At 60.9% G+C, this 25,594-nt stretch carries 25 protein-coding genes; 13 read left to right on the forward strand and 12 right to left on the reverse strand.

Going from position 1 to position 25,594, the window contains the following annotated elements:
* Positions 1-43: 43 nt before the first annotated feature.
* The 3 genes from AB4N64_RS17720 to AB4N64_RS17730 all read right to left on the reverse strand — a co-directional run bounded on the left by AB4N64_RS17720 (position 44) and on the right by AB4N64_RS17730 (position 6,048).
* Positions 44-3,589 carry a glycosyltransferase gene (locus AB4N64_RS17720; RefSeq protein WP_460117182.1) on the reverse strand — a complete coding sequence of 1,182 codons (3,546 nt, stop codon included), beginning with the start codon at positions 3,587-3,589 and terminating at the stop codon, positions 44-46.
* A gap of 49 nt (positions 3,590-3,638) precedes the next feature.
* Entirely contained in the window at positions 3,639-4,340 is a 702-nt protein-coding gene (locus tag AB4N64_RS17725) for a WbqC family protein (RefSeq protein WP_460117184.1), read from the reverse strand.
* Positions 4,341-4,476: 136 nt separating this feature from the next.
* A complete protein-coding gene (locus AB4N64_RS17730; RefSeq protein ID WP_460117186.1) occupies positions 4,477-6,048 on the reverse strand; it encodes a sigma-54-dependent transcriptional regulator in 1,572 nt (523 codons plus the stop codon).
* Positions 6,049-6,323: 275 nt separating this feature from the next.
* On the opposite strand from AB4N64_RS17730, the gene phhA reads away from it, so the two are divergent.
* The 6 genes from phhA (at position 6,324) to AB4N64_RS17760 (ending at position 10,692) form a co-directional block, all read left to right on the forward strand.
* A complete protein-coding gene (gene phhA / locus AB4N64_RS17735) occupies positions 6,324-7,109 on the forward strand; it encodes a phenylalanine 4-monooxygenase (RefSeq protein WP_460117188.1) in 786 nt (261 codons plus the stop codon).
* Between the two features lie 117 nt (positions 7,110-7,226).
* Complete coding sequence (locus tag AB4N64_RS17740) at positions 7,227-7,583, forward strand: 4a-hydroxytetrahydrobiopterin dehydratase (RefSeq protein WP_460117189.1); 357 nt, start codon at positions 7,227-7,229, stop codon at positions 7,581-7,583.
* Positions 7,583-8,776: an amino acid aminotransferase gene (locus AB4N64_RS17745; protein WP_460117190.1), complete on the forward strand. Its 1,194-nt coding sequence runs from the start codon at positions 7,583-7,585 to the stop codon at positions 8,774-8,776. Before AB4N64_RS17740 ends, AB4N64_RS17745 begins: the two co-directional genes overlap by 1 nt.
* A 208-nt stretch (positions 8,777-8,984) precedes the next feature.
* Positions 8,985-9,116, forward strand: a complete 132-nt coding sequence (locus AB4N64_RS17750; protein WP_368557644.1) for a hypothetical protein — start codon at positions 8,985-8,987, stop codon at positions 9,114-9,116.
* A 75-nt stretch (positions 9,117-9,191) separates the two neighbouring features.
* On the forward strand, positions 9,192-9,374 hold the full coding sequence (locus AB4N64_RS17755) for a hypothetical protein (protein ID WP_460117191.1): 183 nt from the start codon (positions 9,192-9,194) through the stop codon (positions 9,372-9,374).
* Positions 9,375-9,477: 103 nt separating this feature from the next.
* Entirely contained in the window at positions 9,478-10,692 is a 1,215-nt protein-coding gene (locus AB4N64_RS17760) for an MFS transporter (protein WP_460117192.1), read from the forward strand.
* On the opposite strand, the gene arfB is transcribed toward AB4N64_RS17760, so the two are convergent.
* The 7 genes from arfB to AB4N64_RS17795 form a co-directional block, all read right to left on the reverse strand.
* Positions 10,689-11,102, reverse strand: coding sequence for an alternative ribosome rescue aminoacyl-tRNA hydrolase ArfB (gene arfB, locus AB4N64_RS17765; RefSeq protein ID WP_460117193.1), 414 nt, complete (start codon positions 11,100-11,102; stop codon positions 10,689-10,691). The two genes, AB4N64_RS17760 and arfB, sit on opposite strands and share 4 nt — an antisense overlap.
* A gap of 145 nt (positions 11,103-11,247) precedes the next feature.
* Positions 11,248-12,660: an amino acid permease gene (locus AB4N64_RS17770; RefSeq protein WP_460117194.1), complete on the reverse strand. Its 1,413-nt coding sequence runs from the start codon at positions 12,658-12,660 to the stop codon at positions 11,248-11,250.
* 374 nt (positions 12,661-13,034) lie between these two features.
* Positions 13,035-14,210, reverse strand: coding sequence for a 23S rRNA pseudouridine(2605) synthase RluB (gene rluB, locus AB4N64_RS17775; protein WP_460117195.1), 1,176 nt, complete (start codon positions 14,208-14,210; stop codon positions 13,035-13,037).
* Positions 14,211-14,495: 285 nt separating this feature from the next.
* Positions 14,496-15,446, reverse strand: coding sequence for an SMC-Scp complex subunit ScpB (gene scpB / locus AB4N64_RS17780; protein WP_460117196.1), 951 nt, complete (start codon positions 15,444-15,446; stop codon positions 14,496-14,498).
* Positions 15,447-15,457: 11 nt separating this feature from the next.
* Positions 15,458-16,279, reverse strand: coding sequence for a segregation and condensation protein A (locus AB4N64_RS17785; RefSeq protein ID WP_460117197.1), 822 nt, complete (start codon positions 16,277-16,279; stop codon positions 15,458-15,460).
* Entirely contained in the window at positions 16,280-16,909 is a 630-nt protein-coding gene (locus AB4N64_RS17790) for an L-threonylcarbamoyladenylate synthase (RefSeq protein WP_460117198.1), read from the reverse strand.
* A gap of 13 nt (positions 16,910-16,922) precedes the next feature.
* Positions 16,923-17,786: a PHP domain-containing protein gene (locus AB4N64_RS17795; RefSeq protein WP_460117200.1), complete on the reverse strand. Its 864-nt coding sequence runs from the start codon at positions 17,784-17,786 to the stop codon at positions 16,923-16,925.
* Positions 17,787-17,873: 87 nt separating this feature from the next.
* On the opposite strand from AB4N64_RS17795, the gene AB4N64_RS17800 reads away from it, so the two are divergent.
* The 6 genes from AB4N64_RS17800 to AB4N64_RS17825 all read left to right on the forward strand — a co-directional run bounded on the left by AB4N64_RS17800 (position 17,874) and on the right by AB4N64_RS17825 (position 22,146).
* Positions 17,874-18,470: a septation protein A gene (locus AB4N64_RS17800; protein WP_460117201.1), complete on the forward strand. Its 597-nt coding sequence runs from the start codon at positions 17,874-17,876 to the stop codon at positions 18,468-18,470.
* 1 nt (position 18,471) lies between these two features.
* The gene (locus tag AB4N64_RS17805) at positions 18,472-18,771 is read left to right on the forward strand and encodes a YciI family protein (RefSeq protein ID WP_008156126.1); all 300 of its coding nucleotides are present in this window, start codon (positions 18,472-18,474) and stop codon (positions 18,769-18,771) included.
* Positions 18,772-18,881: 110 nt separating this feature from the next.
* Positions 18,882-19,295, forward strand: a complete 414-nt coding sequence (locus AB4N64_RS17810; protein WP_460117202.1) for a translation initiation factor 2 — start codon at positions 18,882-18,884, stop codon at positions 19,293-19,295.
* Between the two features lie 7 nt (positions 19,296-19,302).
* Positions 19,303-19,980 carry a response regulator transcription factor gene (locus AB4N64_RS17815; RefSeq protein WP_460117203.1) on the forward strand — a complete coding sequence of 226 codons (678 nt, stop codon included), beginning with the start codon at positions 19,303-19,305 and terminating at the stop codon, positions 19,978-19,980.
* Positions 19,981-20,139: 159 nt separating this feature from the next.
* Complete coding sequence (locus tag AB4N64_RS17820) at positions 20,140-20,589, forward strand: Spy/CpxP family protein refolding chaperone (RefSeq protein ID WP_460117204.1); 450 nt, start codon at positions 20,140-20,142, stop codon at positions 20,587-20,589.
* Positions 20,590-20,805: 216 nt separating this feature from the next.
* On the forward strand, positions 20,806-22,146 hold the full coding sequence (locus tag AB4N64_RS17825) for a sensor histidine kinase (RefSeq protein ID WP_460117205.1): 1,341 nt from the start codon (positions 20,806-20,808) through the stop codon (positions 22,144-22,146).
* Between the two features lie 130 nt (positions 22,147-22,276).
* On the opposite strand, the gene AB4N64_RS17830 is transcribed toward AB4N64_RS17825, so the two are convergent.
* Positions 22,277-22,840 carry an NAD(P)H nitroreductase gene (locus AB4N64_RS17830; RefSeq protein WP_460117206.1) on the reverse strand — a complete coding sequence of 188 codons (564 nt, stop codon included), beginning with the start codon at positions 22,838-22,840 and terminating at the stop codon, positions 22,277-22,279.
* 121 nt (positions 22,841-22,961) lie between these two features.
* Between AB4N64_RS17830 and AB4N64_RS17835 the strand changes: the two genes are divergently transcribed.
* The gene (locus AB4N64_RS17835; RefSeq protein ID WP_460117207.1) at positions 22,962-24,416 is read left to right on the forward strand and encodes a TrkH family potassium uptake protein; all 1,455 of its coding nucleotides are present in this window, start codon (positions 22,962-22,964) and stop codon (positions 24,414-24,416) included.
* Here the strand turns inward: AB4N64_RS17835 and AB4N64_RS17840 are convergent.
* On the reverse strand, positions 24,373-25,434 hold the full coding sequence (locus AB4N64_RS17840; RefSeq protein ID WP_460117208.1) for an AraC family transcriptional regulator: 1,062 nt from the start codon (positions 25,432-25,434) through the stop codon (positions 24,373-24,375). The genes AB4N64_RS17835 and AB4N64_RS17840 overlap by 44 nt on opposite strands.
* Between the last annotated feature and the right edge of the window lie 160 nt (positions 25,435-25,594).

Raw genomic sequence — 25,594 nt, forward strand, 5'->3', positions numbered from 1 at the left:
CACTGGCACTCCGCTGAGCGGCAAAAATAATAATCAGTATGCATCAATCGGCCAGCCAGGCTCGTCGCCAGGCCTCCAGACGCTCCCCCTCGAGCAGCCACTGTGCACGCACGGTCGACTGCAAGGCCTCGCCCAGCGTCGCCGAGGCGGCACGATCTTCCAGATGCAGGCGAATCGCCCGAATCCAGTCCTGCGCCTGGTTGCTCACCCGTGAAAGCGGCAGGACCTCACCCCCGACAAAACCCTGCACTCGACTGCAAATGATCGGATGCCCACAGGCGGCATGTTGCAGCACTCGCAGATCACCGGAACATGTATTGTTCAGGGTTTCTTCCATGGGCACCAGCGCCAGGTCAAGATTCAGTGCGGCCATGGCCACCGCCAACTGACGCTGCTCGACGGCCGGGTGCAGCTCCTTCAAAAACGGTCGCATGGACTCGGGACAGTCGCCGAGCACCACCCACTCGACTTCGCCCGCCAGCGCAGGCAGCACATCGGCGAGCAGTTGCGAGTCCTTCCCACCCAGCCAGCCCAGGCGCGGCTTGGACGCCACGCCCCGCTGGCTTTGTATCCGTCCCCACGGAGCGGGCAGCAGGCTCTCCACCACGCGGATATCGTCGTGCTCACCCTGCAGCAGTTCGGCCAGCGCAGGCGTGCCGACCAGTACCCGATCGGCCTGCATCAGCCCTAAACGCATCCGTTCGAGCAGTTCATCGGAGGAGTAATCGCCGTTCAACTCCATGTGCGGCAAGTAACCGTCCAGATCGTAGACGATGAACGCCTTGGAAAACGCCCTCAAGCGCCGCAAAGTGGCCAGCCCGGCATCATCCAGAGGCCGTTGCAACACCACACTGGTCGGCGCCAGGCGCTCGATTTCCACGGCTGACAACAGACTCGAAACGGCAGCCCCGTCGACTTCCCCTGCCTCCAGCAAGGCCTTGAGCGGCTGAGCCAGTCGCGAGTGCCCCGGCGCCTGCTGGTCGGTGACACAGGCCAGCACCCTCGGCACGCTGCCTTTCGGCATTTGCCAGATCAGGTCATTGGTTTCCAGCACAAAGGCCTCGCCTGAGCGAAGCGAAAAATTGGCATTGTAGGACGGGTCATGGGCCAACTGCGGCAACCATCGCGCGAACAATGCGTCCTCTTGGTCGCTACTGGCTGAGGCGACGGGTACCGGGTCCAGCAACAGTCGCGCATAGGGCGTCCAGACGTTCAGGTAGCCAGCCTGCTGCAACCTCAGGCACAGGTCGACCGCTGTCCAGGGGGCCTGAGACGAATCGATATCGAAACCGCCTGCCTCCAGGAACAGCGCCCGACGCACCATCAGGCATTCGCCGCCAACTGCCGAGCAGTTCTGCTCAAGGCGAAGACGCCCCATGTAACCCGGCGCCTCGGACGACAAGCCTTCAAATGCTTTCCCGAGCGTCCCGCCCAAACCCAGCACAAGGCCGGCCTGAACGATGCGATCGCGGCTGTCCTGCAACCTGCCGCCCACGGCACCGACTTCCGGACGCTGGGCATGATTGAGCAAAGCTGGCAGCCACTCGGCATCGAGCACAGCGCTGTGTGCATCGAGCCAGACCAGATACTCGCCACGCGCCTCCTGCGCCGCCGCATTGCACATCGCTGCACGAGGCTGGCCCGGCATGAATCGCAACACCTGGATGCGATTTCCCCCCATCTGCTCGATCAGCCCGAGCCACTCCAATAAAGCGGGTTCCTCGCTGCCCGGCTCGATCAGCAGGATTTCGTAGTCCACGGAGTCGGTGTGCGCAAACAGACTTTCCAGGCAACGCTGGAAGTTCGCCAACTGCCCCTGCAGGTAAATCAGGATACTGACCGAGGCCTGTCGTGCCTGACCGTAGTCGATACGATAGCGGCCCGGCTCGTTTTCCAGCGCGATGGCACGCGCCTGCCCATACCCACGCCCGTGAAGATGCGCCTCGATGACCGCGCGCTCGTCGGCACAAGCGGATTTGCGCACCTCGTTGGCGGTCAGCAGCGGCTCGCTGACATGGCCGATGCTGGCCACACCCTGCTCGCCGATCAGGCGCAGTTGGTAGGCCAGTTCAAAGGCGCCACCACTGAAGTTGTCAAACCCGTGCAGGCGCACCAGCGCCTCGCGACGATAAAGCCAATGACGGGACAAGCTGGCCGGAAACGCCAACAGCATGTCCAGGTTCAGATCCGGGCGCAACGCGATGTCGACCACCCCGCCACCGACACGCAATGCCTCGTCGGCGTAAACCGCCAGGCAACTGTCGGACGCTTCGAGCAAATTCAAGGCCGTCACCAGCAACCCAGGGGCGATGATCTCCTCCCCCGCGTCGATCAGCAGCAACCAGTCGCCCTGGGTGTTTTCGACCCAGCCATTGATTGCGGCCGCCGGTTTCCCCGGATCACAGGCCAGCCATTGAACATTGGCACGCCCCGGATCAGCGCTGCCCATCACGCAGACATGCACACGCGGGTACAGTTGCTCATCCAGGCTGTCCAGGCTACGAGCCAAGGCAAACTGATCGCCATCATCGCGAACCAGTACGGTGAAGCTCGGCGCTGTCGGGCTCGCCAACCGCTCATTGATCAGGCGCAATTGCGGCGCGAGCGGGTAGCGCTGGCGCAACCAGTCGAGCATCCCCAGGCGGTTACCCTCCGCCTGGCGGGCGGCGCTGGCCTGGGTCTTGGCAATAAACACATCGAGTTGCTGCCAGAAAGACGCCGTGCGCTCGACGTAACGATGCAAGGCATCACCCAGGGTTGACCGGGCGATGGCCAATGGCTGCGGTTGATCGAACATGGCAAAGCCGGTACTGCCGAAGAAACTGGTATCGAGCACCTGCTGGTCGATGCCATGCCCTGGCATGAAGATCACCGGACACCCACACATCGCCGCCATCACGCACGTCATCGACCACTCATAGCTGTACATCACTTCGGCCTGACGCAGCAGCTTGGCCAGCTCAGGCAGGGTCCGGGGATTGGCCATGCTCAGAAGCTCGATATCCGCGGGCAGTTGCGAGTAGTCGATTTTCTCGAGCGGGTGACGGTTCTGGTACAGGTACGCGCCCTTGCGCACGGTGTCAGGGGCGGTTGGCGAAAACATTTCGACGTCGATGGCCGGCACGCACAACAGGTCGCCGTCCGGGTCACCCCGGTGCTCGGCGAGGCGAGCGGCGTAATAGAAAATCAAGTCGCTGGGGGCGGCATCCATGCCTTTTGCGGTGAGAAAGCCCTCAAAGTTCAGCAGAAATCGGGCCACGACCGAACAGTTGAGCGGGTTACCCGGGAACACCTCGGGATACACCGCAATCGGCACCTTGCCCATCGCCACATGGCGCTGGGCAATCGCCGAGGTCAGCACGGGCGTCTTCAGGTCCGGATTGACCACATCGTTGCCGCAGATGTAAGCCTCGCGCCCGCTGAGGTTGAGCATATGGCAGAGATAATGCAGCGTGACGACACCCGACGACGTCTCCCGGTAGGCAGGCGCCAGGAAATAGTATGGATGTTCGGGTTTGGCATACATCAGCCGCAGACGCGCCAGTGCCTGTTCGAGCGAGGGAGCGTCTAGCTGCGCTAGGTTCGACATCGGGTGCAATCTCCAAATCAAATCAAACAGGGGGACTGGCAACGATTGCTCAGGCCACCCCTTTCTTCAGATAAGCCGATGCATCCGCGCCGGTATTGAACAGCAGGTCGATCACACTGAGCGCATGCTGAAAGTCGCCGTACACCTGCGGATATTCGGGATAGCCTGCATAACTCATGTACGCCACGGTGATTCCATGGGCGGCGAACGCCGCTTCGTCGAGGTAATGACTGGCCGCAGGTCCCGAGAGGTATTCGTTGGCACCGAGGGCCCCGCATAAATGGATCAGGCGTTCGTTCCTGCCCTCCACGCCGCCCAGGTCCTCGGAGCGGTAGAGCGGTGTTTGAATGTCCAGCAGAGGGCACAAGCCTGCGATGAACAGGTGGTTGATGGCGCTCAGGTGGGTCAGGTCAGCCGCCTGCTCGTAGAGGGCGCGGATTGGCGACTCCATTCGAGAGAAGCATGCTGCACGCCGATAGCTCTGCTCGATGGTCTTCCAGTGCGCTGCGGCCCATCCCGGATCACTGATCTGCACTTCATTGATCAACTGACCGAGAAGCCCTTTCTTTTTGACCGGGATGCTCAACCAATGCTCGCCCTGAGCGGTCTTGATCTGGTTGCGGTTACGCCAGTCACTGCGGGTGTACTGGACGTCGTCATAGAGGACGAATGCATCGACACTGCGGATCAGATCGAAATAGCCCTTCCAGGGGATATAGTTCGACTGCACCACAGCAATTTTCTTTTGCATCCTGAACCTCACGTACACAGCGCAAACCGCAGCGTTGCCTAGTCAAAAAGTCGCCGCCAGACATGAAAAAGCTGACAGGAACCCCGAACTAGCAAATCCCATACCACCCCCTCGGTTGAGGTGCTGACCGCCGGGCTCAAGGCTCTGGGAGGATTTGGTCTACTTGTACGTCGTACGCGCGCAACTTATTGGCGATGGTGGTGTGCGAAACCCCCAACCGTTTGCCGAGTTGGCGGCTGCTGGGGTATTCGGCGTAAAGACACTCCAGCACCGCCTTTTCGAACCGACCGACAATCGCATCCAAACCGCCCTCCAACGAAAAATCGCCAAGCGGCTGACGCGCGCCATAATCCGGCAGGCGAATATGTTCGGCCTTGACCGTCCCGCCCTCGCACAGCGAGACCGCCTGGAACAACACGTTTTCCAACTGGCGAACGTTACCCGGCCAATGATAGTGAGTGAGTCTTTCCATGGCAGACGATGCCAGTTTCGGTAAAGGGCAGCCGATCTGCCGGCTGGCTTGGTCGAGGAAATGCTCCACCAGCGGCGGCAAACCGTCTAGGCATTCGCGCAGGGGCGGAATGTGCAGCGACAGCACATTCAAGCGGTGATACAGATCCTGGCGGAACTCGCCACGGGCACACAATTCCGAGAGGTCGACCTGGGTCGCACAGATCACCCGCACATCCAGGTACACCTCTTCATCGCTGCCGACACGTCGGAAGCATCCTTCCTGCAGGAAGCGCAGCAATTTCACCTGCAGGCGCGGGCTCATTTCTGCCACCCCATCGAGAAACAGGGTTCCGCCGGCCGTCAACTCCAGCAGGCCAAGCTTGCCCTCGGCACGCGCGCCTTCGAACGCGCCGGGGCCGTAGCCGAACAACTCGGTTTCGGCCATGGATTCTGGCAGCCCCGCGCAATTGAGCGCCATCAATGGCGACTGCCCGCGCGGACTGGCGAGGTGACAGGCACGTGCCAGCAACTCCTTGCCGGTGCCGGTTTCGCCCTCTATCAATAGCGGCGCATCCAACGGCGCCATGCGCCGGGCTTCGCGCACCACGGCAGCCATGACCTTCGAGCTTTGGAAGATGCTGTCGAAGCCGCGCAGTTCCTGCTTGCGCACGTTATAGATGCGCTCGCCCACCCGGTCGGCACGGTGCAACGTCAACACGGCCCCCGCCATGGCTTCGCTGTCGTCGTGTTCCGATTGCAAAGGCGCGATGTCAGCCAGGAACACATCGCCCTTGACCTTGACGCGCAGCCCGTTGATCCGCGATTTGTTGGCGCGCACCAGTTCCGGCAAGTCGAAGTCCTCGGCATAACGCGACAACGGAATGCCCGGCACCTCGTCCACCCGCACTCCAAGCAACTGCGCCGCCGCGCGGTTAGCCGCGACGATAGATCCGCCCATATCAATCGATAACACCGGAAACTCCAGCGCACCCAACAAGGCATTGAGTTCCATGTGCCGACGCTCGCTGGGCATCAGCCCTACACGCTTGACGCCAAAGACCCCGGCAATCGACTCGAACTTCGGACGCAATGCCTGGAACTGGAGATTGATCAGATTGGGGCAATGCAGATAGATCGCGTTGCCATGCTCGCCACCCACCTCACCGCGAGCCACGTTGATGCCGTACTCCACCAGCAGGTTGAGGATGTCGCGCAGGATGCCGATGCGGTTCTGACAGTGGACTTTGATACGCATGGGGAGCCTCGGATCTCGAGTGACCGACGCCCCGTGAGAGGAATTTTCTGCGCAGGGGGTCATTTAGTCGTAAAGATTACGTGACACTCGATCCGCTATTCAACCCACCAAAATCGAAGCGGAGCTCAATGACAGCGACATCGTAACGAAAACTTTACAAAAACCCGCTCAACACTTCGCAAGCAATGGCCTCCCCGTACTGCAATGGCGCAATGCATGCGCTATTTCTGAATCCATAGCCGCCATAACAAGAACGTATTCCCCTGGAGAACAGCATGAAGCAGACGCAATACGTGGCCCGTGAGCCCGATGCGCAAGGTTTTATCCACTACACCAGCGAAGAGCACGCGGTGTGGAACACGCTGATCACCCGCCAACTGAAAGTGATCGAGGGCCGTGCGTGCCAGGAGTACCTGGACGGCATCGAACAACTCGGCCTGCCCCACGACCGTATCCCGCAGCTGAGTGAAATCAACAAGGTCCTGGGTGAAACCACCGGCTGGCAAGTGGCACGCGTGCCGGCGCTGATTCCGTTCCAGACCTTTTTCGAATTGCTGGCCAACAAGCAGTTTCCGGTGGCGACGTTCATCCGTACGCGCGAAGAGCTGGACTACCTGCAAGAGCCTGACATTTTCCACGAGATTTTTGGCCACTGCCCGCTGTTGACCAACCCATGGTTCGCTGAATTCACCCACACCTACGGCAAACTTGGCCTGCAAGCTTCGAAGGAAGAACGCGTGTACCTGGCGCGCCTGTACTGGATGACCATCGAGTTCGGCCTGATGGATACGCCCCAAGGACTGCGCATCTACGGCGGCGGCATTCTCTCCTCGCCGAAGGAAACCGTTTACTGCCTCTCGGACGAACCCGAGCACCAGGCATTCGATCCGCTGGAATGCATGCGCACGCCGTATCGCATCGACATCCTGCAACCCTTGTACTTTGTCCTGCCCGATCTAAAGCGCCTGTTCGACCTCGCCCACGAAGACATCATGGGTATGGTCAAGCAAGGTATGCAACTGGGCCTGCACGCCCCGAAATTTCCGCCGAAAGCTGCGTGACCCGCGACTTTTCGCAACAAGTGTGTCTGTTACCGAGCGACGCTTTGCTTTAGCGTAAAGCCATCCCCTGGTAACGATGACCCCGACTTCCCAAACATTCGATTTCAGGAACACATCATGTCCACTTTGAACCAAGCCCATTGCGAAGCGTGCCGCGCCGACGCACCACAGGTCAGCGACGAAGAACTGCCGGTACTAATCAAGCAGATCCCTGACTGGAACATCGAAGTTCGCGACGGCATCATGCAGCTGGAAAAGGTCTACCTGTTCAAGAACTTCAAGCACGCGCTGGCCTTCACCAATGCCGTCGGTGAAATCTCCGAGGCCGAGGGCCACCACCCGGGCCTGCTGACCGAATGGGGCAAAGTCACCGTGACCTGGTGGAGCCACTCCATCAAGGGCCTGCACCGCAACGACTTCATCATGGCCGCGCGCACCGACGACGTGGCCAAGGATGCCGAGGGCCGTAAATAATGCATTTCGACGCCATCGGTCGAGTACCCGGCGACCCGATCCTGGGCCTGATGGAGGCTTACGCGCAGGACCCGAACCCGCGCAAATTCGACCTGGGCGTTGGCGTATACAAGGATGCCCAGGGCCTGACGCCGATCCTCGCGTCCGTGAAACTCGCCGAGCAACGCCTGGTGGATCGCCAGACCACCAAGACCTACATCGGCGGGCATGGCGAGCCGGCGTTCGGCAAGGCGATCAATGCGCTCGTGCTCGGCGCCGACTCTGCGCTGATCGCCGAACAAAGGGTTGGCGCTACCCAGACCCCCGGCGGCACCGGCGCATTGCGCCTGAGCGCGGACTTCATCGCCCAATGCCTGCCGGGTCGCGGCGTTTGGCTGAGCAACCCAACCTGGCCGATCCACGAAACCATTTTCACCACGGCCGGGGTCAAGGTGAACCACTACCCCTACGTGGGCAGTGATAACCGCCTCGACGTGGAGGCGATGCTGGCTGCGCTGAACCAGGCGCCAATCGGCGACGTGGTGTTGCTGCACGCCTGCTGCCACAACCCCACCGGTTTCGACCTGAGTCACGAGCAATGGCGTCGTGTGCTGGAAGTGGTGCGTCGTCGCGATCTGGTGCCGCTGATCGACTTCGCTTACCAGGGCTTTGGCGATGGCCTGGAACAGGACGCCTGGTCGACCCGCTTGTTTGCCGCCGAACTGCCGGAAGTGCTCATCACCAGTTCCTGCTCGAAGAATTTCGGTCTGTACCGCGACCGCACCGGCGCGTTGATCGTCTGCGCCAAGAGCACCGACAAACTGCTGGATATCCGCAGCCAACTCGCCAACATCGCCCGCAACCTGTGGTCGACACCCCCGGATCATGGCGCGGCCGTGGTGGCAACGATCCTGGGCGATCCCGAGCTCAAAAGCCTGTGGACCGATGAAGTCGAAGGCATGCGTTTGCGCATCGCACAATTGCGCAGCGGCCTGGTCGAGGCGCTCGAGCCCCATGGCTTGCGCGAGCGTTTTGCGCACATTGGCGTGCAGCGCGGCATGTTTTCATACACCGGGTTGTTACCCGAGCAGGTCAAGCAACTGCGTGACCGCCACAGCGTGTACATGGTCGGCACCGGTCGGGCAAACGTGGCCGGCATCGACGCGACGCGCCTGGATCTGCTGGCGGAAGCGATTGCGGACGTGTGTAAGTAACCCACAAACGCCGCAACCCCTGCAGGAGCGAGCATGCTCGCTCCTGCAGGGGATCAGTACCTCCCACCGACCTGTCTAGACAACCCCACCCGTCGAAACAAACAGATATAAAAGTCTATTTGTCATTTCTCCTGCTGTATCCTGCCCAAGCTTTTTTGAAAGCGCGGATCTACCAGATCTACCAACAGACTTAGCGAGGAGCGCAACCATGCACGAGATTCCCAATCTCCCCTTCCCAAGCCTGCACGAACCTGAGCAGACGACCCCGCAACAAGCCGGCGCCCAACAGCCCGAGCCGAAAGAAGCCACTGACAGCCGCAAGGCCGACAGCGAAGACTGAAACACCCGCCGTACAGACCGTGTGGAAAGCGCTAACATGCGCTTTCCACACTGCCTGAACCTTGAGCCCTCCCCCATGACCGATGAATTTTCCGAAGAGCAAGCCAGCGTACTGATTGGCACCGCTGAAAAGATGATCGAGATCTGGAACCGCCTCTCCCCGGAAAAACAGGCCGCCCTGCTCGCCCGTTTCGGCAGCGAAGAAAATGCGCTGGCCGCACTGGTCACGACCCAACTGGTCGCTCCCACCCAACCCTGACGCTTCCGTCCGGCAAATAGTTTTACTTTTCCACGCCTGATAGGCGCTTGCACCGCTATCATAAGCAGCCTATCTATTCTGCTTTCCCGTGGACCTTTGCCCCATGTCTGAAAACCAGCGCCCCCTGGCGGTCACGCTGCAAGTCGTTTCCATCGTCCTCTTTACGTTCATCGGCTATCTCAATATCGGCATTCCCCTGGCCGTATTGCCCGGCTACGTCCACAACGATCTGGGCTTCAGCGCGGTGATCGCAGGGCTGGTGATCAGCGTGCAATACCTGGCCACCCTGCTCAGCCGTCCGTACGCCGGCAAAATCATCGACATCAAGGGCAGCAAACTCGCGGTGATGTATGGCCTGGCGGGTTGCGGCTTGAGCGGCGTGTTCATGTTGATTTCGGCCTGGACCCAGAGCCTGCCGATGCTCAGCCTGATCAGCCTGTTGATCGGCCGTCTGGTGCTCGGCAGCGCGGAAAGCCTGGTGGGCTCGGGGTCGATCGGCTGGGGCATTGGCCGGGTTGGCGCGGCAAATACGGCCAAAGTGATCTCCTGGAACGGTATCGCCAGTTATGGCGCGCTGGCAGTCGGCGCACCGTTGGGGGTATTTCTGGTCAATGGCCTGGGCTTGTGGAGCATGGGCGTGAGCATCGTGCTGCTGGCGGTGCTGGGGCTGGCGCTGGCCTGGCCGAAAACGGCTGCACCGATCGTCGCCGGAGAACGCTTGCCGTTCATGCACGTGTTGGGTCGAGTACTGCCGCACGGCTGCGGCCTCGCGCTGGGCTCGATCGGCTTCGGCACCATCGCCACCTTCATCACGTTGTATTACGCCACCCAGCATTGGGATAACGCGGTGCTGTGCCTGAGCCTTTTCGGTGCCAGCTTCATCGGAGCGCGGTTGCTGTTCGGCAACCTGATCAACCGGCTCGGGGGCTTTCGCGTGGCGATTGCCTGCCTTTCGGTGGAAACTCTGGGCCTGTTGCTGCTCTGGCTCGCGCCGGATGCCCATTGGGCGCTGGCCGGGGCGGCATTGAGTGGTTTCGGTTTTTCGCTGGTGTTCCCGGCCCTTGGCGTGGAAGCTGTCAACCTGGTGCCGGCTTCCAGTCGTGGCGCAGCGGTGGGCGCCTACTCACTGTTCATCGACCTGTCGCTGGGCATCACCGGACCGCTGGCGGGCGCGATTGCTGCCGGTTTTGGCTTCGCCTCGATCTTCCTGTTCGCCGCACTCGCCGCCCTGACGGGCTTGGTCCTCAGTGTTTACCTGTACCGGCAAATGCCGAAGCAACTGGATGAAAAACACCGCGAAGAACGTTCGACGCGCTAGAAGTCGACCTTGCCGCGACCCGCCTTGATACTGCCGCGCTTGCTCTTGGATTCGAGCCGTCGGGTTTTCGAGCCCAATGTGGGCTTGGTTGGACGGCGTTTTTTTTCAACCTTGGTGGCGCTCTGGATCAACTCGACCAGCCGTTCCAGTGCATCGGCACGATTGGCTTCCTGCGTGCGGTACTGCTGGGCCTTGATGATCAAAACGCCGTCGCTGGTGATGCGACTGTCACGCAACGCCAGCAAGCGTTCCTTGTAGAACTCGGGCAAAGACGAAGCCGGGATGTCGAAGCGCAGGTGCACGGCGCTGGAGACCTTGTTGACGTTCTGCCCACCGGCGCCTTGGGCGCGGATGGCGGTCAACTCGATCTCATGATCCGGCAGTTGTACGGTGTTGGAAATCACCAGCATGCAATGGCGTCCCTATTCTGGACCTGTGACTCGTGTAGGAGCGAGCATGCTCGCGATAGCGGAGTGTCAGTCACCCAGCCTTTGTCTGGCATATCGAATCGCGAGCAAGCTCGCTCCTACAGGGGACCGTGAGGTCTAGGGAAGTTTACCTGGCTCCCGCCAACTCACGTGCCGCACTGCGCTTGTTCTTGATCCAATAGCAGATCCCCATGAACACCACCCACACCGGGATCGCATATACGGAAATCTGGATGCCCGGGATCAGCAGCATCACACCCAGGATGAACACCACGAACGCCAGGCAGATGAAGTTGCCGTAGGGATACCACAGCGCCTTGAACAGCGGCGTCTGGCCGGTCCTGTTCATGTGCTGGCGGAACTTGAAGTGCGAGTAGCTGATCATCGCCCAGTTGATGACCAGCGTAGCGACCACCAGCGACATCAACAATTCCAACGCGTTTTGCGGAATCAGGTAGTTGAGCAAGACCGCGATCAAGGTCACTGCGGCCGACGCCAGGATCGAGCGCACCGGCACGCCACGCTTGTCGATCTTCGCCAATGCCTTGGGCGCATCGCCCTGCTCCGCCATGCCCAGAAGCATGCGGCTGTTGCAGTAAGTGCCGCTGTTGTACACCGACAGCGCAGCGGTCAGCACGACGAAGTTGAGGATATGCGCAGCAGTGTTGCTGCCCAGCATCGAGAACACCTGCACGAACGGGCTACCGCTGTAGGAGTCGCCCGAAGCGTTCAGCGTCGCCAGCAGACTGTCCCAAGGTGTCAGCGACAGCAGGATGACCAAGGCCCCGATATAGAAAATCAGAATCCGGTAGATCACCTGGTTGATGGCTTTGGGGATCACCGTTTTCGGTTTGTCAGCTTCGGCGGCAGTAAAACCGAGCATTTCCAGGCCGCCGAAGGAGAACATGATGATCGCCATGGCCATCACCAGGCCTCCGACGCCATTGGGGAAAAAACCGCCATGGGACCACAGGTTGGTCACGGAGGCCTGCGGGCCGCCATGACCGCTGACCAGCAAGTAGCTGCCCAGGGCAATCATGCCGATGATCGCCACGACCTTGATGATCGCAAACCAGAACTCGGCTTCACCGAACACTTTGACGTTGGCCAGGTTGATCAGGTTGATCAGCACAAAGAAGCTGGCGGCCGTCACCCAGGTCGGGATGTGCGGCGCCCAGTAATGAATGTATTTGCCGACCGCGGTCAACTCAGACATACCCACCAGGATGTACAGGATCCAGCAGTTCCAGCCCGACAGAAAGCCGGCGAATCCGCCCCAGTATTTGTGGGCGAAGTGGCTGAAGGAGCCGGCCACGGGCTCTTCGACGATCATCTCGCCGAGCTGGCGCATGATCATGAAGGCAATGAAGCCACAGATGGCGTAGCCGAGAATCATCGACGGGCCAGCGGACTTGAGGACACCGGCCGAGCCGAGGAACAGGCCGGTACCAATCGCGCCACCGAGGGCGATCAGTTGAATATGACGATTCTTCAGGCCGCGTTTCAGCTCGCCTGAATTCAGATTATCTACAGCGGTCATGCGTCACCTGTTTTGTTTTTATCTGTGACGAAATCGAACCCGACACGCTCGTGACGTGGCGGAGTGAACAAAGCGGGTAGCCTTGAGGATTGCGCTGCTGCGCAGGAGGTCACAGGTAAAACGGGGCGCATTGTACACCGCTGACCGCGCCGTGCCAGACGCCGAGGGGTCGGCGGCTTGTTGCCGGGGATGTCTGGGCAGGGATGTGTGGTGTTGCCAATGGCCCCATCGCGGGCAAGCCCGCTCCCACAGGGGGCTGCGGTAAACATGTGGGAGCGATGAGGCCAGTCCAGCCAACACACCCTGAAAGGCAAACCAAAAAAAACGCCACCCCAAAGGATAGCGTTTTTAACTTGCAGCTTACCGCTTATCGCTTACCGCTTCTTCACACCCGTCGGCGCGCCGCGACGCTTGCCCGCAGGCGCATCACCGTCGACCAGCTTGATGCCCGGACGCTTGGCGGCCGGTTTGGCCGGACGCTTGGTTTCGACCGGACGATCAGCCACCGGCGTACCGCGACCTTCGCCGCGCTCGGTACGGCCCTTGGCCGGACGTGGCGGGCGTGGCGCGCGCTCACCGTCCTGGCGGGCGGCCGGCCTGCGCTCGCCCTCAATCTGCGGCTCGCGAGCCACGCGTGGGGAAGCCGGTGCGTCTGCCGCCGGGCGCAGGGTGCGCACACGATCCGTGCGCGCCATTGGCCGCGACGATTTGCGCTGCATCCGCTCCAGCTTGTCCTTGCTCTTGGCGTTCATCTGCGGCATCGCTACCGGCGTCAGGCCCACTTCAGAGCTGAGGATGTCGACTTCGTACTGGCTCATTTCGCGCCAGCGCCCCATCGGCAGATCGGAATTGAGGAACACCGGGCCGAAACGCACGCGCTTCAGACGGCTGACCACAAGGCCCTGGGATTCCCACAGGCGACGGACTTCGCGGTTGCGGCCTTCCATCACCACGCAGTGGTACCAGTGGTTGAAACCTTCCCCACCGGGTGCTTGCTTGATGTCGGTAAATTTGGCCGGACCGTCTTCGAGAATGACGCCCGCTTTCAGTCGCTCGATCATCTCGTCGTCGACTTCACCACGCACACGCACAGCGTATTCACGGTCCATCTCGAAGGATGGATGCATCAGGCGGTTGGCCAACTCACCGTCGGTGGTGAACATCAAGAGACCAGTGGTGTTGATGTCCAGGCGGCCGATGTTGATCCAGCGCCCTTCTTTGGGCTTTGGCAGTTTGTCGAACACCGTAGGGCGACCTTCCGGGTCGACGCGTGTGCAGATTTCGCCATCGGGTTTGTTGTACATGATCACGCGGCGGACCGACTCGGCGGCCTCTTCACGCTTGATCACCTTGCCATCGATGCTGATGGCGTCGTGCATATCGACACGCTGGCCAAGGGTGGCGTCTTTGCCGTTGACCTTGATCCGGCCGTGGCTGATCCACGCTTCCACGTCACGGCGCGAGCCGACGCCGATACGGGCGAGGACTTTCTGCAGTTTTTCGCCTGCTGGGCCGATTGGCTGGTCGTCTTGCTGATCGTTGATACTCATCTGGGCACCTCCCGGTGTGGTCTGAATCGGCGAAGGGATCGCCTGAGGGTCGCGAATCATACGCGCATGAGGGCGTTTGCGCATCAAAGACTAGTTGATGGAGAGAATTTGCCGGTGGTGGGGCGACCGGTGGTGGGGCGTATAAATCTCACTATCACTGTAATTCCATTGTGGGAGCGGGCTTGCCCGCGAAAGCGGTGTATCAGTTCAGGTAATGTCGCCTGACACGCCGTCTTCGCGGGCAAGCCCGCTCCCACAGGGATTTCCATAGTCAGTTCAACCGCGTCAATCCTCGAATTCGCGACGTTCGGCTTCGATCGCTTCGGCCAGGGCACGGGCCTCGGCTTCTTCTTCGCTCAGTTCGGGCTCCGGTTCGGGCGGTGTCTGTTCGAGGGCGGCGACGGCGGCCAGGAGTTTTTCCCGTGCCTCGGCCACGCCAAGCACATCGTCTTCTTGCTCGGGCTTGGGTTCGGGTTCGGGTTCGGCTTCGGCCCCAACCTCCGGCATCTCTCCCGAATCGCCATCACGCAACATATCGTCGAAATCGGTCTTGAGCCCCTCTTCCATGCTGTCCAACTCCAGCAACAGCGTGTGGAAACTGGTTTCTTCCTTGGGTTCTTCCGGCTCGGCACTTGCATCGGCCAGTTCCTGCAATCCGGCAGGCACCGGTGCGTCATCAAAGTCCAGGACCGGGTCCGGCTCCAGCTCACGCAAGTCCGCGAGCGGCGGTAAATCGTCGAGGTTCTTCAGGTTGAAATGGTCGAGAAACGCCTTGGTCGTGGCGAACATCGCCGGTTTGCCTGGCACGTCGCGGTAGCCGACGATGCGGATCCACTCGCGCTCCAGCAGCGTCTTGACGATATGACTATTGACCGCCACGCCCCGCACGTCTTCGATTTCGCCACGGGTAATGGGCTGACGATAGGCAATCAGCGCCATGGTCTCCAGCATGGCGCGGGAATAGCGTTGCGGCCGCTCTTCCCACAAGCGCCCCACCCACGGCGAGAATTTTTCGCGTATCTGCAGCCGATAACCGGAAGCGACTTCCTTCAGTTCAAAAGCACGACCGTCGCAGGACTTGGCCAGCAATGTCAGCGCTTTCTTGAACACCGGGGGCTCCGGCCGTTCGCCTTCCTCAAACAGTTCGTAGAGGCGTTCAAGCGATTGCGGTTTTCCCGAGGCCAACAGAAAGGCTTCAAGCAGTGGCGCCAGCTCGCGGGGTTCAGTCAGGTTCATGATTCAACTCGTTATTCGGCTCGGGCTCGCACGTGAATCGCCGCGAACGGCTCATTCTGCACCAGCTCGACCAAGGATTCCTTGACCAGTTCGAGGATCGCCATGAAAGTCACCACCACTCCCAGGCGTCCTTCCTCGGCAGTGAACAGCTCGATAAACGGCACGAAACCGCCGCCCTTGAGCCGCTCCAGCACATCGCTCATGCGCTCGCGAGTAGACAGGGCCTCGCGGCTGACCTGATGGCTTTCGAACATGTCGCCGCGGCGCAGCACCTCGGCCATCGACATCAGCAGCTCTTCCAGGCTGACATCCGGCAACAACTTACGGGCCCGGGCCTCCGGGGCATCCAGTTTTGGCACCACCACGTCTCGACCGACACGGCTGAGGCCGTCGATGCCTTCGGCCGCGTTCTTGAAGCGCTCGTACTCCTGCAAGCGGCGGATCAACTCGGCGCGCGGATCGTCTTCTTCGTCTTCGACAGTCTCCGCCCGAGGCAGCAACATCCGCGACTTGATCTCGGCCAGCATCGCGGCCATCACCAGATACTCGGCGGCCAGTTCCAGGCGGACCGACTGCATCAACTCGACGTAACCCATGTACTGGCGGGTGATTTCCGCCACCGGGATGTCAAGGATGTTGATGTTCTGCTTGCGGATCAGGTACAGCAGCAAATCGAGCGGGCCTTCGAAGGCTTCGAGAAACACTTCGAGCGCATCGGGCGGGATGTACAGGTCCAGGGGCATTTCCAGCACCGCCTGCCCATAGACCATGGCAAAGGGCAGTTCCTGCTGGGCGCCGGCCTGACTGTCGACAGCGGGTTCCACGGCCGACATCTAGGCCTCGGCCATGAACGGCGAAGGGTCGCCGCAACCGACGCGGATCACTTCCGGCTCGCCATCGGCGAGGTTGATCACGGTGGACGCCTTGATCCCGCCAAAACCGCCGTCGATGATCAGGTCTACCTGATGCTCCAGCAACTGGCGCATCTCGTACGGATCGCTCAGCGGATCGGTGTCGCCGGGCATGATCAGCGTGACGCTCATCAGCGGCTCGCCGAGCTCGGCCAGCAGCGCCAGGGCAATGGGATGACTGGGCACCCGCAGGCCGATGGTGCGTTTTTTCGGATGCAGCAATAGCCGTGGGACTTCGCGGGTGGCGTTGAGGATAAACGTGTAGGGCCCCGGCAGATGCGCCTTGAGGATACGGAAGGTCCCGGTGTCGATCTTGGCGAACAGCCCCAGCTGCGACAGGTCGCTGCAGATCAGCGCGAAGTTGTGCTTGTCGTCCAGCCCACGCAGGCGGCGTACGCGTTCCACGGCCACCTTGTCCCCGATCTGGCAACCAATGGCGTAGGACGAGTCGGTGGGATAAATCACCACCCCGCCCTTGCGGATGATCTCGACAGCCTGTTTGATCAGACGCGCTTGCGGGTTTTCCGGATGAATCTGGAAAAATTGACTCACATTCTCTACCTGTTCAGACGACGGTAATAATTGGGTCATGTTTGAATCGACACCACAGTGGTGGCAGATCCTCCGGGAGCGGGCGGTATTCGCCGATCTCGGACCAGCCTCCAGGGCCATGAAAATCACTGCCGGCACTGACCAGCAGACCAAACTCCCGAGCCAGGATGGCAAGGCTGCCCACTTGCTCGGCGGGCTGATGACCATTGACTACTTCGAGCGCCTGGCCTCCCGCTTGAATATAGTCAGAAATCAGCCGACGACGCTTGCTACGCGTGAAATCATAGTGCCAGGGATGTGCCAGGCTGACCCAGGCATTGGATGCACGCAGGGTTTCCACGGTTTCCTCCAGGGCCGGCCAGTGTTGCTTGACGTCCCCCAGCTTGCCCGCGCCCAGCCATTTGCGAAACGCTTCGGCGCGATCCTTGACGAACCCTTCTCGCACCATCCAGTCGGCAAAATGCGGACGGGCCGGCGCATTGCCGCTGTCGCCCAGTTCCTGCTGGATGGCACGGGCGCCGTCCAGCGCCCCCGGCATGCCCTTGAGCGCCAGCTTGCGGCTTATTTCTTCAGACCGTAGCCAACGCCCATCGTGCAATCGGGCTATTGCCTCGACCAACGGCGGCGCGTCTGGGTCAAATGCGTAACCCAATACGTGGATGGTCGCGCCGCCCCAGGTGCAGGACAACTCCACACCATTGATCAGTTGCATCCCCAGTGCCGTCGCCGCGCTGCGCGCCTCTTCAAGGCCTTCGACGGTGTCATGATCGGTCAAGGCCAGGACCTGCACGCCCTTCTCATGCGCGCGCGCCACCAGGGCGGCGGGCGCGAGCGCACCATCGGAGGCGGTGCTGTGGCAGTGCAAATCGACATTCACGGGGATACATGACCTCAAATCAGCTGGCGCTATCGCGCGCCCATATGTTTGTTATTATGCCGCCACATCCTGCTTCTGGCTGCCACTGTGAAACAATTCATCGATTTCATCCCGCTCCTGCTGTTTTTCATCGTATTCAAAATAGACCCTCGGGTTGTCGACATCGCCGGTCACCAGGTCACTGTAGGCGGTATCTACAGCGCCACCGCGATGCTCATCATCAGCTCCCTTGTGGTCTATGGCGCCCTGTTCATCAAACAGCGCAAGCTGGAAAAAAGCCAATGGCTGACGCTCATCGCCTGCCTGGTCTTCGGCAGCCTGACCCTGGCCTTCCATAGCGAGACCTTCCTGAAATGGAAAGCCCCGGTGGTGAACTGGCTGTTTGCCCTGGCGTTCATTGGCAGTCACTTCATCGGCAATCAGTTGCTGATCAAGCGCATCATGGGTCACGCGCTGACGTTGCCGGACCTTGTCTGGACACGCCTGAACATTGCCTGGATCGCCTTCTTCCTGTTCTGCGGCGCCGCCAACCTGTTTGTCGCGTTCACCTTCCAGGACTACTGGGTCGACTTCAAGGTCTTCGGCAGCCTGGGCATGACGGTGCTGTTCCTGGTTGCCCAGGGCATCTACCTGTCGCGCCACCTGCACGACACCGATACCACCACGCCAAAAACCGAGGACTGACATGCTTTACGCAATCATTGCCACAGACGTCGCCAACTCCCTGGAAGCCCGCCTGGCCGCGCGCCCCGCGCACCTCGAGCGTCTGCAAGTGCTCAAGGGCGAAGGCCGTATCGTATTGGCCGGCCCGCACCCTGCGGTCGACAGCAATGATCCCGGCGCAGCGGGTTTCACCGGCAGCCTGATCGTCGCCGAGTTCGATTCCCTGAGCGCTGCCCAGGCCTGGGCCGATGCCGACCCGTACATCGCTGCCGGCGTCTACGCCAACGTTTCGGTCAAGCCATTCAAGCAAGTCCTGCCTTAAAGTCCTGGCTCGCGATGAACCTTCGCGGTTCATCGCGCTCTCAATCGCTCATTATTCTCGTTTGCCTGCCGACAACCTGCCCAATACTCGATTGGAATTCAGGAGTTGCCATGCGCAAAGGTCCGTTGTGTCTGCTGTTGGTCACGTTGTCGATTGTCGCGCCCGCCCACGGTGAGGAAACCACCGAGGGCAGCCATTCGACGCCGCTGTCCTTGAGCGCCGGCGCCCAGATCACCGAGTTGCAGCAACGCTTGAAGGCTAGCGAGGCGCAGCGGGAAGAACTGAGCAAACAACTGCAAAATGTCGATGCCGAACGTGAAAGCGCGCAACTGGCGCGCTTGCGCCAGGAGAACCAGCGATTGAAGCTGCAACTCAAGGAGACCCAGGCCAGCAGTCCGTTGCAACGTTTCCTCACAGATCAGCAGCAATGGTTTGTGATCGGTGCGGGAGTTGCGCTTTTGGCCCTGCTCTGCGGTATCTTCGCCAGTGGTGCAAGTCGAAAACGTCGACAATGGCTAAATTGAGTGAGTCATGAGCGAGCTGTTACTGATTGATGATGACCAGGAGCTGTGTGAGCTGCTGGTCAGTTGGCTGAGCCAGGAAGGGTTCCAGGTGCGTGCCTGCCACGATGGCCAGAGCGCCCGCCGGGCACTGGCCGAAACCTCCCCGGCGGCCGTGGTGCTGGATGTGATGCTCCCGGACGGCAGCGGTCTTGAGTTGCTCAAGCAACTGCGCGGCGACCACCCGGATCTGCCGGTGTTGATGCTGTCGGCCCGAGGCGAACCGCTGGACCGCATCCTCGGCCTGGAACTGGGCGCCGACGACTACCTGGCCAAACCCTGCGACCCCCGGGAACTGACCGCCCGCCTGCGCGCCGTGCTGCGTCGCAGTCATCCGGCAGCGGTATCCAGCCAGCTTGAACTGGGCGACCTGTGTTTCAGCCCGGTGCGTGGCGTGGTCAGCATCGATGAACAGGAGTTCAGCCTGACCGTCTCCGAAAGTCGCTTGCTGGAAGCCTTGCTCAAGCAGCCCGGTGAACCGCTGGACAAGCAGGAACTGGCGCAAATCGCCCTCGGCCGCAAACTGACCCTGTACGATCGCAGCCTGGACATGCACGTGAGCAACCTGCGCAAGAAAATCGGCCCCCACCCTGACGGCCGCCCCCGCATCGTCGCCCTGCGCAGCCGCGGTTATTACTACAGTCTCTGACCTTTTGCGGCAGCCGGGCTCACGCACGGCTGCTGATGTGTCAGCACGCGACGAAATCGTCTTTACCCAAGCTTTACGTTGCGCTGACCGCCGCTGACCTTGAACTCCGTAATCTGAACTCATCCGGAACGTACCGGGAACGAGACAAGGAGATTCACCATGCGCAAGACTCTTATCGCCCTGATGTTCGCAGCTGCCCTGCCCACCGTTGCCATGGCCATGCCTGAAGGTGCTGGCCCCATGGGTGGCCCGCTGGACGGCCCTCGCCACGGCGGCCAGATGCACGAGATGCGCGGTAAAGGCCCTTACAGCCAACTGGACCTGAGCCGCGAACAGCGCGAGCAGATCCGCAAGATCATGGGCGAGCAGATGCACGAGCGTAAGCAAGTGGTCGACAAGTACCTGGAGAAACTCTCGCCAGCGGACCAGAAAGCCATGAAAGACGAGATGGCGGCCAACCACAAGAAAGCCGAGTCCGATGTACGGGCGCTGCTGAAACCGGATCAACAGAAGAAATTCGACGAAATCCAGAAAAAGCGAGCGGAGCGCCAAGCTGAATGGGCCGAGTTCAAGGCCTGGAAAGCGCAACAACCGCAAAAAGCGCAATAATGCGTTAACCCCGAACCCGGCGGTTGATACCGCCGGGTTTGTTTTTGCTGCTCCCGGGTGTTTATGGCAACACCGGAAACCTGTAGGAGCGAGCTTGCTCGCGATGGCGGTGTGTCAGTCTGCAAATAGGTCAACTGACAGTACGCTATCGCGAGCAAGCTCGCTCCTACAGTGAATGGCGGGGCCACATCCATCGTCGTCTGCCTGGAGATTTCCGTGCGTTCATTGTTCTGGCGTATCCTGGCCAGCTTCTGGCTGGCCATCGCCCTGGTTGCCGGGCTGTCGATCCTGCTCGGGCACATGCTTAACCAGGACGCCTGGATCCTCAGCCGTCATCCGGGCCTCAACACCCTGGCCGAGGAATGGACGCAGACCTACGAGGCGCAGGGTGAAGACGCAGCCCAGGACATCCTCGAACAGCGCAAACGCCAGTATCACATCGATGTCCAGGTGTTCAACGAAAGCGGTGATCCGGTGGTGCGGGGCACCTTCCCGCGCCGTGCCGCCGCCTTCGAAGCGCGCCAGAACAACGACGACAAACGCCTGCCTTGGCGCCGCGTGACCGATGAGTACACCAGCACCAAGACCGGCGACACCTATCTGCTGATCTACCGAATTCCCCACCCGGAACTGGACGCCTGGCACCGCGAAAGCCTGCTCTGGCCACTGAGCGCCCTGGGCATCGCACTGGTGGTGCTGACGCTGTTCAGCCTGCTCGTGACCTTGTCCATCACTCGCCCGCTGAGTCGCCTGCGTGGCGCGGTGCATGACCTGGGACAAACCACTTACCAACAGAACAGCCTGGTGAAACTGGCCAATCGTCGCGATGAGTTCGGCGTACTGGCCAACGATTTCAATCGCATGGGCGCACGCTTGCAAAGCCTGATTGGCAGTCAGCGACAGCTCCTGCGTGACGTGTCCCATGAACTGCGCTCACCGCTGGCACGATTGCGCATTGCGCTGGCGCTGGCCGAGCGAGCCAGCCCGCAGGAGCGCGAAAAACTGTCACCGCGCCTGACCCGCGAGTGTGATCGATTGGAAGCACTGATCAGCGAGATCCTGGTGCTGGCGCGGGTCGATGCCGACAACGCCAGCGCTGAAGAGGTCGATCTCAATGCGTTGTTGAGCACCCTGCAGAAGGACGCGCAACTGGGCTCGCCGGAGCAGACCGTCGACCTGGACGCCGAGGAAAACCTCAGCCTCAGGGGCTGGCCGACCATGATCGAACGCGCGGTGGATAACCTGTTGCGCAACGCCCAACGCTTCAACCCGGTCGGTCAACCGATCGAAGTGCAGGCTCGGCGTCAAGGCGAACGAATCGTGGTTCAGGTGCGCGACCATGGTCCTGGTGTGGACAACGAGCATTTGAGTCAGCTGGGCGAACCGTTTTACCGGGCGCCCGGGCAGACCGCAGCGGGCCATGGCCTGGGGTTGGCGATCGCCCGGCGTGCGGCGGAACGGCATGGCGGCAGCCTGGCGCTGGCCAATCATCCGCAGGGCGGGTTTGTGGCCACGCTGGAGTTGCCGCTGGTGCCGGGGGTGGTGGCGCAGCCGTAACTTGGTCGTACTTGCCCCACTTGTGGGAGCGGGCTTGCCCGCGATAGCTGCGTGTCAGTCACCAAATTTTTAAACTGAAAGACCGCTATCGCGGGCAAGCACGCTCCCACAGGGTGGGTAGTTCTGTCAATTACTGACCCGACCACGCGCTGACAAACTTCGTCAGGTCTTCTTTCTCCGCTACACGCGGGTCTTTCTGCGGCGTGCCGAGGTACAGGAAGGCAATCACCTCCTCGCCTTCAGTCAGACCCAGGCCCTTGGCCACGTGCGGCGAGTAGGCCAGTTCACCAGTGCGCCACACGGCGCCAATCCCCTGCGCATAGGCCGCCAGCAAAATCCCGTGGGCTGCGCAACCTGCCGCCAGCCGTTGTTCGGACTTCGGGTATTTCACGTGATCCTGCAACCGCGCGATCACCACGACCACCAGTGGCGCGCGCAACGGCCCGTTACGGGCCTTGTCCAACGCCGCCTCCGACACTTCGCTGTCCTGCAGTTGCGCCGCTTCGGCCAGCAATTCGCCCATCTGCTCCCGTGCTGCGCCTTCGACGGTGAGGAAGCGCCAAGGCTGCAAGTGACCGTGGTCCGGAGCGCGCATCGCCGCGTTGAACAGCACTTCACGCTGCGCTGCGGTCGGAGCCGGATCGAGCAAACGCGGAACAGAAACACGGTTGAGCAAAGCGTCGAGAGCCTGCATCGGCCACCTCCTGAAAAAATTGTCCGGCTATTCTAGCGGTAAGCGTCCGGCAGTGCCGGTTTACATGCCCTGCCCCATGGGTAGAATGGCGCCCTTCCCCCTTTCAGCCCGAGCGGACTTCATGGCGTTGCCGACCTTACGAACCATTGGTTTCATCATCGGCCTCTTCCTGATCACGTTGGCAATCGCCATGGTGGTGCCCATGGCCACCTTGATCATTTTCGACCGCACCAGCGACATGCCCTCGTTCCTCTGGTCCAGCATGATCACCTTCCTGGCCGGCCTGGCGCTGGTGATCCCCGGTCGCCCCGAGCATGTGCACCTGCGTCCGCGGGACATGTACCTGCTGACGGTCAGCAGTTGGCTGGTGGTGTGCATTTTCGCTGCACTGCCGTTCCTGCTGACCCAGCACATCAGCTACACCGACTCGTTCTTCGAAAGCATGTCCGGGATCACGGCGACCGGCTCCACGGTGCTCAACCACCTGGACAGCATGTCTCCGGGCATCCTGATGTGGCGCTCGCTGCTGCACTGGATAGGCGGCATCGGTTTTATCGGCATGGCGGTTGCGATCCTGCCATTGCTGCGCATTGGTGGCATGCGCCTGTTCCAGACCGAATCGTCGGACCGCTCGGAAAAGGTCATGCCCCGCTCGCACATGGTCGCGCGCCTGATCGTGGCGGCGTACGTCGGTATCACCATTCTCGGCAGCCTGGCCTTCTGGTGGGCCGGCATGAGTCCGTTCGACGCGATCAACCATGCGATGTCGGCGATTTCAACCGGGGGCTTCTCCACCTCCGACCTGTCCCTGGCCAAGTGGACACAACCGGCGGTGCACTGGGTGGCCATCGTCATCATGATTCTGGGCAGCCTGCCGTTCACCCTGTACGTGGCGACCCTGCGCGGTAACCGCAAGGCTCTGCTCAAGGACCAGCAAGTACAGGGCCTGCTCGGCATGTTGCTGGTGACCTGGTTGGTGCTCGGCACCTGGTACTGGTGGACCACCCAATTACACTGGCTGGATGCGTTGCGCCATGTGGCGCTGAACGTGACCTCGGTGGTGACCACCACCGGTTTTGCGCTGGGGGACTACAGCCTCTGGGGCAATTTCTCCCTGATGCTGTTCTTCTATCTGGGTTTTGTCGGCGGCTGTTCCGGCTCGACGGCGGGCGGGATCAAGATCTTCCGCTTCCAGGTCGCCTACATCCTGCTCAAGGCCAACCTTAACCAGCTGATACACCCGCGCGCAGTGATCAAGCAGAAGTACAACGGTCACCGACTCGACGAAGAAATCGTGCGCTCGATCCTGACGTTTTCCTTCTTCTTCGCCATCACCATCTGCGTTATTGCACTGCTACTGTCGTTGCTGGGCGTCGACTGGATGACCGCCTTGACGGGGGCGGCAAGCACCGTGTCCGGCGTCGGCCCGGGGCTGGGTGAAACCATCGGCCCGGCGGGCAACTTCGCCAGCCTGCCGGATGCCGCCAAGTGGATCCTCTCGTTCGGCATGCTACTGGGCCGACTGGAGATCATTACGGTGTTCGTATTGTGTATTCCGGCGTTCTGGCGTCACTGACCCGGTTAGGCGCTTCCAACAGCCGCACCCGGTACTCGCCGGGGGTGGCATCGAACCAGCGACGGAAAGCGCGGAAAAAATTGCTCGGGTCGGCGAACCCCAGCAGGTAGGCGATTTCCAGCAGGGTCATGGTCGGTTGCGCCAGGTATTGCTCGGCCAGTTCGCGACGGGTGTCATCGAGCAGGGTCTGGAAACTGGTGCCTTCTTCCTGCAATCGTCGCTGCAAGGTGCGTTGCGACAGGTGCAGGGTCTGCGCCACTGCATCGCGCTTGGGTTCGCCCTGGGGCAGCAGGCGACATAACACCTGGCGAGCCTTATGGGTCACCCGACTCTCGGAGAACCGCGCCAGATATTCCCCGGCAAAGCGATCATGCAGCAGCGCCATCGCCTCGTTGGCGGTTGGCAGCGGCGCTTCCATGTCAGCGCGCTCGAAAATCAGCGCGTCATACGGCGCGTTGAACACCAACGGGGCATGGAAGGCTTGTTTATAGGGTTCGAGATCGACGGGTTCCTCACCCTGGATCAGCACTTTGTGCGGATGCAGCGTGCGTCCGCTCAACCAGCCGCACAAGGCCAGCGCACAAGCCAGCGAAGCCTCGGCGCTTTGTCGGGTCGGTGGCAGATGATCGCCGTGCACGGTCAGGATCAGCGCATAACCTTCATCCAGAAGACGAAAACTCAGGTCGGCACTTTCGGCAATGATGCGCTGATAGCGCACCAGCCGCTTGAAGCCATCGGCCAGGGTCTGGCTGGACATCAAGGCATAACCGGCTACATGGAAGGAGGCCGGTCTCACCACCTTGCCCATGTTGAGGCCAATGGCCGGATTGCCGGACAGCTCGACGGCGCGCTGCCACAACCGTGTCATGGAATCCTGCGGGAAGCGCGCGTCCGGATCTTCCAGTAACGCGTAGTCGAGCCCCAGCTGCTTGAACAACGCCCGGCAATCCAGACCGTCCATTTCCAGTGCCTTGACAATCCCCATCGCCCAGCTTGCAGAAGTCGTTCTTTCGCTCATGGCGTTTACTTACATGAAGAGCCGCATCTTACGGCCAATTTCCGAAGGATACTAAAGTGGCGCCCATTGTCACTGGCTGACGCCAATGATCACTCTAGACTCAAATAAGCTCCCCGCAGAACAACTTGCAGTCATAACAATAAACACAGAGATCGCGGTC

It is taken from the genome of Pseudomonas sp. S2_C03 (assembly GCF_054668405.1).